Here is a 12418-nt window from a genome sequence, read left to right as displayed (position 1 = left end):
TTATAATAAAAAAACTAAAATCATAAAAATTATTATAAATCTTACAAAATAAAATTAATAAATAATTAAAGAAAAAATACTTATTAATTATTAGGATTCTTTAAAATTTAATTAATACTTGGAGGTGAAAATTATCACATCTAAAAAGACAGTTGGTATTGTTGAAACTCAGTATTTTAAAATGCAGGAAAATTTAAAACTAGAAAGTGGACAAGAACTTGAAACTCCCACAATAGCATATGAAACATATGGACAGCTAAATCAAGATAAAACAAATGTAATATTTGTATGTCATGCACTAACAGGTGATGCACACGCTGCAGGATTCCATGAAGGAGATGAAAAACCTGGATGGTGGGACATAATAATTGGACCTAAAAAACCACTTGATACAAATAAGTTCTTCATTATATGTTCAAATGTTATAGGAAGTTGTAAAGGTTCAACAGGACCAAGTTCAATAAATCCAAAAACAGGAAAAGAATATGGAATGGACTTCCCAATTATCACAATACGTGATATGGTAAATGCACAGAAAAAACTTCTTGACTCTCTTGGAATATCACAACTTTATGCAGTTATTGGTGGATCAATGGGTGGAATGCAAGTTCTACAATGGACACTTGACTACTCACATATGATTAAAAAGTCAATAATGATAGCAACAGGTGCATATTCTACACCTCAACAGATAGGATTTAATGTTGTTGAAAGAGGTGCAATATTTGAAGATCCAAACTGGCAAAATGGAAACTACTATGAAAGTGATAAAACACCAGAAATAGGATTATCAGTTGCACGAATGATAGGACACATCACATATCTTAGTAATGAATCAATGCATAAGAAATTTGGAAGACGTCTTCAAGATAAAAATAAGGAAGATTTTAACTATGATTTTGATGATGTATTTGAAGTTGAAAGCTATCTTCACCATCAAGGATCAACATTTACAAAGATATTTGATGCAAACAGTTACATCTACATTACAAAAGCATTAGATTATTTTGATGTACGTATAAATAATTCACTAGAAGAAGCATTTAAAAATATTAAATGTAAAATGTTACTTCTTTCTGTATCATCAGACTGGCTATATACACCAACTCATATGGAAGAAGTTGTTGAAGCATTACAGGCAAACAATGTTGATGTTGAATATGTAAGACTCAACTCAGGTTATGGTCATGATGCATTTTTAATTGAAAATGGTCAGATGAACTATATTCTTAATAATTTCATATCAAATGCTACTGTATCTGATTTAATGTCTGATAATGTTGTTACATTAAATGATTCATCAGATATTAAAGAAGCAGCAAAGCTTATGCTTTCAACAAAAAAAACACATATATCTATTGTTGATGATGATGAAAAACTAATTGGTATTATTACAGCATGGGATTTATCTAAATCTATTGCAGAAGGTACTAATAATATTGATGATATCATGACAAAAGATGTTATTACATGTCATGAAAACGATTCAATTGATGATATTAAAAAGTTAATGAATGAAAATAGAATCTCATCAATTCCTGTAGTTGATGATGAGAATCATATCATTGGAAATATCACATCATTTCATATCAACTATAATGAAAATAGATGAAATACTTAACCACCCTTCATAAAATTATCTTTTTTTAAAATTTTTTATTTTTTTAGTAAGTAGTTAATAATTTATATAAAAAAAATAGTTTGTTTAATATTTATTCTAAAAAGTAGTAGTTTTTTTTGTGTTGAATTAATTTAATGTAAAAAAAAGTAAAAAAAAGGAAATTATGTAAAAATTAAATTTACATATCTTCGAATCTATCTTCGAGTTTTTCAAGAACACCAGGAAGTGATGTGTATTCCATTTCATCAGCTGGTAATCTGTGAGGTTCGAAAGGACCGTGTCTTCTCATGTAGTTTGCTGCTCTTGTTGCTGTTGCTCTTGCATCATCAAATGCAGGATCTGCAAACATGTCTACAGGACCAACAAGGTGTGCATTACATACTTGGAAACCAAGTCCAATTACTCGTGGAGGTCCGTCGAATCTTACAGGTCTTGCATCTTTTTCTCCTACAGGCATTAATGGACCGTTGTGTGATCCTCTCATCCATCCACTTACGAGGTGTGGGAATGCAAATGCTTCTGTTGTTTCTCCACCAGCAGGGAATCCAGATTGTGATCTTACGATTGCTACTGGGTCGTCTTTACCTACGTATTTACCTGCAAGCATGTTTAATTTATCTGTACTTACAGCTGCTGCAATTTCACCGTCGGATCTTCTGAAGATTCTTTTAATTACGTATCTTCCTGTTGAACCGATAAGTGCGAGTAAATCATACATTTCATCAGGACATGACATTATAACTTTTCTGTTTTCAATTACATCGTATACTTCAAAGTCGAATCCACCGTGTAATGTTGGGTCGATTACAAGTCCTGCTGTGTTAAATGGATCTGCAAACATTTTAAATAATGGTAAGTTAAATGCTCCAGGTTCTGTTTTGTCACAGCAATAAGCAAATACAGGATCTGCTCCTCTTTCTTTGAATTCTATTTCTGCACTTCCAGGACCCATACCTTTGATGTTTCCACTGAAAGTTTCAGATAATAAGTCTTGACCTGCACCGTATAATTTAAGGTCTTTTGCTATTTCTGCTCCTGCCATGAAGGTATCAAATGCTAATTTGTGTACTTCTTCATTGTCAGGTCCGTTTGTGTGTGTCATGATCATGTCAATATCGTCACCACAGTGGGTTATGTAGAAGTCAGTTAAAAGTCCATCTTCTTTTGCTTCTGCGAGATGATTATTACATGAGTCTAATAATTTTTGGTGTGTTACAGCGTGTCCACCTACACTACCAATATCTGCTTTAATAATACTTACAGTTGTTTTCATTTCTAAATATACCTCCTTGGGTAAAGAATCATATACCAAAATTCAAAACTTGTTATACTAAAATAGAATTCTATACTATTTGTCTTTGTATAATATAATTTTAAAATGATATATTAAATAAAATAATTCACCAATTTTGTGAATTACTATAAAACTAAAACAAAAAGTTTTTTAAGTATTTAATAATTTCTTTTTTTATATTTATAAATTTATTTATATTAACTTAAATTTGAAAAACTAAAATTGCCATTATTTAGAGTTTATGAAGGATTGCATCTGCCATTTGTTGTGTTGTATTTGATCCTCCCATATCTGGTGTTTTTATTTTAGATTCAACTATTGTTTGTTCTACTGCATTTTGTATATTTTTTGCATCTTCTTTAAGATCTAAAAATTCAAGCATTAGGGCTGCTGATAGTATCATTGCTATTGGATTTGCCTTATTTTGTCCTGCAATATCTGGTGCTGATCCATGTACTGGTTCAAAGAGTCCATTGTTTTTGCCTATGTTTGCTGATGGTAGTAGTCCTAGTGTTCCTACAAGTCCTGCTGCTTCATCAGATAGTATGTCTCCAAATAGGTTTGTTGTTACAATTACATCAAAATCTTCTGGCTGCATTATAAGATACATTGCTGTTGCATCTATATAGAAGTCATTAGATTCTATATTTTTATAGTCTGCTGCAATATTATAGAAGGTGTCTTTAAATATTCCATCAGTTGTTGGAAGAACATTTGCTTTATGTACAGCTGTAACCTTGTTTCTGTCTACTTTTTTTGCATAGTCAAATGCATAGTTTATAATTCTTTCACAACCATTATGTGTAATTTTACGAGTTGCTGTTGCCACATCACCATCTAATGTTTCCATGTGAGAGTAGAGACCTTCTGAATTTTCACGAATAATTGTAAAATCAATATTACTATTTGTATATGATTTTATTGGACGTTGATTTACATACAAATCAAGCATACGTCTTAATGTTACAATTGCACTTTTTTGTTGTGGAATTGATGTTACAGCACCAAATAATATACTATCTGAATTTCGTGCACTTTCTATTGTATCATCAGGTAAATTTGTTCCACATTCATCATAGCATGCTTTTCCTGCCTTTTTTTCTATAAAGTCAAACTGTGCATCTAGTGTTTCAAGAATTTCAACTGTTGGCTTCATTACTTCATTTCCTATTCCATCACCAGGTATTGTTGTAATTTTATACAAAATATATCACTATCCATAAAATTTTTTTTTATTATTTAATTTAAAGAAAAAAAATAAATTTTATAATTTATATTATTAACTTATATATTTTAGTTGAATTTTCTATTATTTATATTCAATTTTAAATATTTTGTAAAACATACAAAATAATAAGTATATTAAAAAAAAATATAAATACAAAAAAGTGAATGGTAAAATAATTAAAACTAATCTATAGAAAAAAAAATGAATATACAGATAGAATAAAAAAGGTATAGATTAGCAGATAATAGATGTAGAAAAAAAATATAATATACTAAGTTTTTAATGGAGTTAATTATTATGAGCGCTGAAGAAGTAGTAAAAGCTATAGGAGATCTAGCAAACCCAGATGATTTTGTTAAACTTGAAGCAGAAAATACAATTGCAATGAGCATACCAGAACAATTAGATACAATACATGAAGAAATTGTTAAAAAAGAATATCCAAAACAGATAAAAACAAGTCTTATTGAAATTCTTCAAAGTGTAAAAGATGAATCATCAATAGAAGTATTTGCTCAATTACTTCACGACCAAAACAAATGGGTAAGACGTGCATCAAGCTCTGCTCTTGCAGATTATGGTGATGTGGCAATTCCTACACTTCTTGAACTTGCAGAAGATAAAAGTTGGAGAGCAAGAGGAGGAGCTGTATGGGCTTTAGCTAAAATTGGAAATCCAGACACAGTTGATGTATTCATAAAAGCTGCAAAAGATGAAAAAAGCTTTGTTCGTTCAGGATCTGTATTTGGACTTGGTTCAATTGGAACTCCAGAAGCAAAAGCAGCACTTGAAGAATTAGTTGAAAACGATGAAAGTGGTTATGTAAAATATAATGCTAAGGAATTCCTTGCTAAATTTGAAGAAGAAGATGATGAACAATAGATTCAATTAAAAGAATTTTTTTAACCACCCTTAATTCTTTTTTCTTTTAAATAAGATTTTTATTTTTTTATAATATTTATAAGAAAGTTTTATACATTATATAATTTTAATATAATAATTTAATATTTCATTAAGATTCATATTATAAATTAAACATTTAACTAATAAATTCTATATTATTTTAGACAAATTCACTAAAACTTAAAAATTTTCTAATAAATTAAATGTTTTATTAATCTATTTTATAAGAAATATAATAATTAATGAAATATATAAATATTAAATAGATATTAAATAATTTAGTTTATATAAATTAAAAAAAATCAAATAAGTACAAATATAATTAAAAATTATTTTTTTTATTCAAAATTAATGGAGATATTAAATGTCAAAAGTAACAATAATGGGAGCATCAGGAACAATAGGTAAAAATGTAGCATTTAACCTTGCAAAAGAAGACAGTGTTAGTGAAATTGTAATGTTTGGACGTGAAAGTAGCTATGATAAAATAACTGGTGAAATATCAGATATGTATGATGCACTTGCAGCAGAAGATATAGATTGTTATCTTAAAGCATCATGTAGCTTTGAAGATCTTGAAGATTCAAAGGTAGTTCTTATATCATCAGGAATTCCAAGAAAAGAGGGAATGAATAGACTTGATCTTGCTATACCTAATGGTAAGATTGTGAAGGAATATTCTGAGGCTGTTGCAAAGTATGCACCAGATGCTATTATATTAATTGTTACAAATCCAGTAGATGTAATGACAACAATTGCACTTCGTGCATCAGGATTTGATAAATCAAAAGTTATTGGTCTTGGAAATCACCTTGATTCTCTTAGATTAAAACAGATTCTTGCACAGTTTTTCCGTATAAATAGTGGTGAAATTAATACTCGTGTTATTGGTGAACATGGAGATCATATGGTGCCACTTTTAAGTTATACTACAATTGGTGGGGTATTAATACAGAACTTTGCAGATAAATTACCTCTTAGTGTTGAGGAGATGGTTGAACGTCTACGTTCTGCTGGTAACTTTATTATTAGTCGTAAGGGTGCAACAGAGTATGGTCCTGTTTTTGCTGTTACAAATATTATTTCAGTAATTCTTAATAATAGTCGTAAAATATTAACAGTAAGTACTTACCTTGAAGGTGAAGTTGAAGGTGTATATGATGTATCACTTGGTATTCCTGTAATTTTATCAAGAAAAGGTATTAGAAGTATTGTTCCCCTTAAAATGGAAGAAGATGAGAAAAAACAGTTCCTTGAAGCAGCTCGTGCTGTTAAAAAGAGTACCTATGAGGTAAGACGTGAACTTGGATTATAGTATTTTTTTTATTTTAAACTCCTCATCTTATTTTTTTTATTATTTTTTAGTATTTTTTTAATTTTAAACAGTAGTCGGAAATATACTTCCTTCGACGGCAATATTTTTTATATAACAAAGTTATAGATTTTCTAAATAAAAGAAAATAAAACAATACTAATTTTTAAACAATATACAATAAAAAATACTAAAAACTAAACAATACTAAAAAATATTCACTTTAACTAAATAACGTTAGCTATATTTTAGAATAAATACAAATGTTATATATAATTAAGATAAGGTTTTATAATAAAAAAAAATCAACAATCAAAAAAATATAATTATAAACTTAAAAATATGTGAGACGATATTAAAATGATAACAATGGGAATTTTAGATTTACAAGGAGATGTAGAAGAACACCAAATAATGACACAAAAAGCATTTGATGAAATGCAAATTGAAGGAAAAACAAAGCTTGTAAATGTTCTTGAAGATATTAAAGACTGTGACGGACTAATAATTTCAGGTGGAGAAAGTTCCACAATAGGAATGCACCTTGAAAGAACAGGACTACTTGAATATATAAGGGAATCTAAAATTCCTGTACTAGGTACATGTGCAGGACTTGTACTTCTATCAAAAGATACAAAAAAAGACCAAATCCTACTAGGACTTATAGATATGGAAGTGAAAAGAAATGGATTTGGAAGACAAAGAATGTCATTTGAAACAGAAATAGAATTTGATGGAGAAAAATATCCTGGAATATTCATAAGAGCACCATATGCAGAAAATATAGCAGATAATGTAGAAATACTAAGTAAATACGATGGAAAAGTAATAGGAGTAAAACAAGACCAATATATGGCAATAGCATTCCATCCAGAATTAACAGAAAATACACTTATACATAGAAAATTTATAGAAGAGGTAATAGAATGTGTGGAATAGCAGGACTACTATATAAAGATAAAAAAACACATAATGTCGGAAAAGAAATGACTGACATGCTTCATTCACTACAACACAGAGGTCCTGACTCTGCAGGATTTTCAATCTATGGAGGACTTGAACTTGCAGATAACCAGTATGAATTAAATGTAGAACTTAAAAACAAACCAGGACTACTAAACCAACTAAAAACAACACTAACACAGATTACACCTATATTTAATGAACAAACATTCAACTCACCCGATGGATACATAATATACAGATGTATAATTAAACTTGATAAATATGAACTTCTTGAAGCATTAATACAAAACCTTAACAGAATTGAAGATCTACGTGTAATAAATGGATCACACTCATTTGAAATGATAAAAGATGTAGGACTTGTAAAAGATATAGCAGAAAGATATGATATAAAATCAATAAAAGGAACACATGCAATAGGACATACAAGATTTGCAACAGAAAGTACAATTGACAGATACCATGCACACCCATATCAAAGCTACATAACACCTGATATAACAGTTGTACACAATGGACAAATAACAAACTACTGGAAAATACGAGATCCACTAGAACGTAAAGGACATCATTTTGAATCAAACAATGATACAGAATGTATAGTACACTACATAGCAGATAAACTCCATGAAGGATACAAACTCGAAGAAGCATTAGAAGATGCAGTAGAAGATCTTGACGGACCATTTTCACTCCTTGTAGGAACACCAAATGGTATAGGAATAGCAAAAGATAAACTAGGACTAAGACCAGGAGTAATGGCAGAAAATGATGAAGTATTTGCAATAGCATCAGAGGAAATGGCACTACAAGATGTAATGGAAACAGACCATGTAGAACAAATTGCACCAGGTGAAGTACGAGCATATACTATGTAAAAAAAAATGAGTATTGATGATAAAACTAGGAGAGTAGATGTTCATGAAAGAATACATAATCGATGCAAAAGATATGTCAGAGAAGATGATTACAAGATCCATTAAAGAACATGCAGATGAATATGATAAAATCATAATTACAAATCCACACTCAAAACACAACATTGCAGCAGGACTAACAAGCGATGTAGAACTAGAAATACAAGGATCTGCAGGATACTTTGTTGCAACAATGATAAATGGTCCAAAAGTTCACATCACACATAATGCTGGATGGTTTGCTGGAGATAATATGACAGAAGGTGAATTAATAGTAGATGGTGGATCTGGTGATGGAGCAGGACAAGGAATCTATGATGGAGTAGTTGTAATACGTAAAGATACAGGATCACGTACAGGAGAAATCATGAAAGGAGGAACTGTTATAATAGGTGGAAACAGTGGATTTATGACAGGACTTCTTATGATGGGAGGAAGACTCATAGTACTAGGTGATGTATCAGATGATGCTGGTGAATCAATAATGCGTGGAACCATCTATGTAGGTGGAGAAATTAAAAGTCTTGGAAAAGATGCAGTAATTAGTCCAACAACAGATGAAGACATAGCACAACTAAAAGAAGTACTAGAAAAATACGACTTCAAACTAACAGATAAACAATATAAAAACTTCAAAAAAATAACAAATAAAAAAGATGCAACAGGAGTTGATCAGTAGTGACAGAAAAAATAGCACTTGTTGGAACTCCATGTGAGATGCTAACTGCAGCAAAACTACAACACTATACACAATCACCTATAGAATATAAAATTGGACTATTTTGTATGGAAAACTTCTCATATTCATATCTTAGCAACCTAATGAGTCAATATGATGTAGACTATGATGATATTAAAAAATTCAGAATAGAGAAAGGATTTGGATTTTTAACACTAAATGATGATTCACAAATAAAAATACCAATATCAGATCTTCAAGATGTTGTACGTAAAAACTGTAACATCTGTGTTGATTTAACATCAGAAAAAGCTGACATTTCAATAGGATCAATAGGTTCAGCTGATGGATATTCAACAGTAATAATAAGAAATGAAAAGCTTGATGAAATCATACAAAAAGCTATAGATGATGGATATTTTGAAGTAAAACTACTAAGTGAAAAACAAGAAAAGATTCTTAAAAGATTATCTTCAAATAAAAAGAAAAGAAATCTTGAAAATATAGAAGAAAAAGAATCAAGATCAAAACCAGTACTTTATATGCGTGATGTAGAAATGAGCCATATACTTGATGAAAATATGGTATCAAACTTTGTTGATCTTAAAGCTAATGTTATAGATAATGCATCATGTGTACATTGTGGTGGATGTGAATATATGTGTCCATATGATCTTATTAAAATTGATGATACAAAACCATTTACAACCAAGAAATGTCCTGATGATTGTCATGCATGTTTTATAATCTGTCCAAGAACATACACACCAGATAAATTAAAATTTGATAATAAAAAAGCTATCGGTGAATATACATCTATAATGTCACTTAAAAGCTTAAAAGATTATCCAACACAAGATGGTGGTGTAATAACAACACTTCTTGAGTACTTAATGGAAAATGAATATGTAGATAAAACTGTTATTGTAGATAAAAAAGAAGATCAACCATGGAAACCATATGCAAAACTAACAGATGATATTAATGATGTAATTGCTGCATCTGGTACAAAATACTCAGTATGTCCTGTATTTAAACCATTAAAAGAACTTAAAGAGGAGGGAAAATAAGGTGGCATTTTTTGTAAATAGAAGATCTGAAATATGTAAATCTAAAAATAACAGACCTGGATGTTGTGGATATCTCTGTGATAAGCCACGTGAGAAGAATTGTAAAAACTGTTATAGCTGTTATGTTAACTGTCCACACGATGTATATGAAGTAATAAATGATGAACCAATGGCTGTACATCAGGAAAGATGTGTTGGATGTAGAATATGTGAGGGAATGTGTCCTACAAATGCTATTTATATTCAATCTATGCCTGATGAGACACGTGGAGTATGGGATGCATCAACAATATCTGAAATTAGACGTAAAACACAGACAGGTAACTATAAAGTACGTGGATGTGGAGCAACACGTCATATTCCAACATTTGATGATTTAAGTATACTTCCAGCACAGGTATCACGTCCTCCTATTGATTCATATCGTGAACCATGTAATACAAAAGTTACACTAGGTGCACGTTTTGCTGAAAATCCAATTGAAATAGGTACACCTATCATGATTGGTGCAATGTCATTTGGTGCTGTAAGTAAAGAAACAAAACTTGCATTTGCTCGTGGTGCTACACTTGCAAATACCATTGCAAATACAGGTGAAGGTGGAATGCTACCTGAGGAACGTAAATATGCAGATAAGCTCATTGCACAGTATGCATCTGGTAGATTTGGAGTGTCTGCAGAATATCTTAACAATGCTGATGCTGTTGAAATAAAAATTGGACAAGGTGCAAAATCTGGTATGGGTGGACATCTTCTTGCACACAAGGTAACTGCTGAAGTTGCAAAGATACGTAATATTCCAGAAGGTGTAGATGCTCTAAGTCCTGCACGTCATATGGATATTGTAGGTCCTGAGGATCTTGCAATGAAAATTAGTCAACTTCGTGATATTACGGACTGGAAAGTTCCTATTATTGTGAAATTTACAGCAGGTCGTGTAAAAGAGGATGTTAAAATTGCAGCTAAAGCTGGAGCAGATATAATTGTTATTGATGGTATGCAGGGTGGTACTGGTGCTGCTCCTGATGTTATTGTAGAACATTCTGGTATTCCTACAATTGAGGCAATTGTTAAAGCTGATGAAGCTCTTAAAGAAGTTAATTTAAGATCTGAAGTTAATCTTGTTGCAGCAGGTGGTATAAGATCTGGTGCTGATGTTGCAAAAGCTATTGCTCTTGGTGCTGATGCTACATATATTGCAACTTCTGCACTTATTGCAATTGGATGTAATGTATGTCAAGCATGTAGTAATGGTAGATGTCCTAAAGGTATAGCAACACAGGAAAGAACACTTAGACGTAGACTTGACCCTGTACGTAGTGGTCAAAATCTTGCAAATTATATTAATGCAATGACAAAAGAAGCTGAAATGCTAACACAACAAGCAGGTAATACTGATTTACAGAAACTTGAAAAACAAGATCTTGTTGCTTTAAGTATGGAAGCATCACAAATTACAGGTGTTCCTCTAATATAGATACAATGGAGGAATATCTTAATTAGTAGAATTATTAATAAAACTACTAATTTTTATTATTTTTTTGAAAATTTTTTAATATATTAAAAAAGAGATAGTGGAATATATAATTAATTATATATATTATTTAAAAACATAAATAATAGTAATGATTAATAATTACAAATCAGAAAAAATTTAATTAATAAAATACATGAGGTTATTAAAATGAAAGTAGCAATTATTGGTGGAACAGGTTCACAAGGATTAAACCTTGGTAAAAGATTTGCAATCGCAGGAGAAGAAGTAATTATCGGATCCCGTAAAGAAGAAAAAGCATTAACAAAAGTAGAAGAAACACTTGAATTACTCAAAGACTACGATAACATAAACATGGTAGGAATGTGTAATGAAGATGCAGCAAAAGAAGGAGATCTATTAATATTAACAGTACCACTAGCTGCACAAAAACCAACACTTCAATCAATAAAAGAATTTGTTGGAGATAAAATTGTACTTGATGCAACAGTACCACTTGAAACAGCAATTGGTGGATCACCTGCAAGATTTGTAGATTTAATGGAAGGATCAGCAGCAGAAAGAACAGCAAAAATCCTTAAAAAAACAGATGCAAAAGTAATATCAGCATTCTGTAACATAAGTAACTCACTTCTTGAAAACATTCCAGAACCAATTGATTGTGACTGTCTCATAGCAGGAAATGATAATGAAGCTAAAAAAGTAGCAATTGAACTTATTGAAAAAATCCCTGGTGTAGACTGTATTGACTGTGGTAAACTTGAAAAAGCAAGAATGATTGAAAAAATCACACCTCTTCTTATTGGATTAAACATCAAATATAAATCACACTTTGGTGGAATAAGAATCACAGGAATTAAAAAAGAATAAATAAAAAAGATAAATATAAATTCACTACCACTTCTCAGTTTACATATTAAATAACATGATACA

General features: G+C 30.5%; 11 protein-coding genes. 9 read left to right on the top strand and 2 right to left on the bottom strand.

Features of this window, described 5'->3' with window-relative positions; all coding sequences use genetic code 11:
- The first annotated feature begins 133 nt into the window (after window positions 1-133).
- A complete protein-coding gene (locus tag MRZ80_RS07125) occupies window positions 134-1612 on the top strand; it encodes a homoserine O-acetyltransferase (RefSeq protein WP_292537830.1) in 1479 nt (492 codons plus the stop codon).
- A gap of 187 nt (window positions 1613-1799) precedes the next feature.
- Here the strand turns inward: MRZ80_RS07125 and fbp are convergent, their stop codons facing one another.
- Both fbp and MRZ80_RS07115 read right to left on the bottom strand, forming a co-directional pair.
- The gene (gene fbp, locus MRZ80_RS07120; RefSeq protein WP_292537753.1) at window positions 1800-2894 is read right to left on the bottom strand and encodes a fructose-1,6-bisphosphate aldolase/phosphatase; all 1095 of its coding nucleotides are present in this window, start codon (window positions 2892-2894) and stop codon (window positions 1800-1802) included.
- A gap of 253 nt (window positions 2895-3147) precedes the next feature.
- The gene (locus MRZ80_RS07115) at window positions 3148-4119 is read right to left on the bottom strand and encodes an isocitrate/isopropylmalate dehydrogenase family protein (RefSeq protein WP_292537751.1); all 972 of its coding nucleotides are present in this window, start codon (window positions 4117-4119) and stop codon (window positions 3148-3150) included.
- Between the two features lie 321 nt (window positions 4120-4440).
- On the opposite strand from MRZ80_RS07115, the gene MRZ80_RS07110 reads away from it, so the two are divergent.
- The 8 genes from MRZ80_RS07110 to npdG all read left to right on the top strand — a co-directional run bounded on the left by MRZ80_RS07110 (window position 4441) and on the right by npdG (window position 12355).
- The gene (locus MRZ80_RS07110; RefSeq protein ID WP_292537749.1) at window positions 4441-5025 is read left to right on the top strand and encodes a HEAT repeat domain-containing protein; all 585 of its coding nucleotides are present in this window, start codon (window positions 4441-4443) and stop codon (window positions 5023-5025) included.
- 385 nt (window positions 5026-5410) lie between these two features.
- Window positions 5411-6361 carry a malate dehydrogenase gene (locus MRZ80_RS07105; RefSeq protein ID WP_292537747.1) on the top strand — a complete coding sequence of 317 codons (951 nt, stop codon included), beginning with the start codon at window positions 5411-5413 and terminating at the stop codon, window positions 6359-6361.
- A 357-nt stretch (window positions 6362-6718) separates the two neighbouring features.
- Complete coding sequence (pdxT, locus tag MRZ80_RS07100; protein WP_292537745.1) at window positions 6719-7297, top strand: pyridoxal 5'-phosphate synthase glutaminase subunit PdxT; 579 nt, start codon at window positions 6719-6721, stop codon at window positions 7295-7297.
- The gene (locus MRZ80_RS07095) at window positions 7285-8202 is read left to right on the top strand and encodes a glutamine amidotransferase family protein (protein WP_292537743.1); all 918 of its coding nucleotides are present in this window, start codon (window positions 7285-7287) and stop codon (window positions 8200-8202) included. Before pdxT ends, MRZ80_RS07095 begins: the two co-directional genes overlap by 13 nt.
- Window positions 8203-8245: 43 nt before the next feature.
- Window positions 8246-8920, top strand: a complete 675-nt coding sequence (locus MRZ80_RS07090; RefSeq protein WP_292537828.1) for a tributyrin esterase — start codon at window positions 8246-8248, stop codon at window positions 8918-8920.
- Window positions 8920-9990 (top strand): Coenzyme F420 hydrogenase/dehydrogenase, beta subunit C-terminal domain, encoded by a 1071-nt coding sequence (locus MRZ80_RS07085; protein ID WP_292537741.1) that lies wholly within the window; start codon window positions 8920-8922, stop codon window positions 9988-9990. The genes MRZ80_RS07090 and MRZ80_RS07085 overlap by 1 nt, the downstream gene beginning before the upstream one ends.
- A 1-nt stretch (window position 9991) precedes the next feature.
- A complete protein-coding gene (locus MRZ80_RS07080; protein ID WP_292537739.1) occupies window positions 9992-11467 on the top strand; it encodes a glutamate synthase-related protein in 1476 nt (491 codons plus the stop codon).
- Between the two features lie 207 nt (window positions 11468-11674).
- On the top strand, window positions 11675-12355 hold the full coding sequence (npdG, locus tag MRZ80_RS07075; protein ID WP_292537737.1) for an NADPH-dependent F420 reductase: 681 nt from the start codon (window positions 11675-11677) through the stop codon (window positions 12353-12355).
- Window positions 12356-12418: the final 63 nt, after the last annotated feature.

The organism is Methanosphaera sp., assembly GCF_022768985.1.
Lineage (GTDB): Archaea > Methanobacteriota > Methanobacteria > Methanobacteriales > Methanobacteriaceae > Methanosphaera.
The sequence above is the reverse complement of the archived record's forward strand: the minus strand, read 5'-3'. Positions and strand labels throughout refer to the sequence as shown.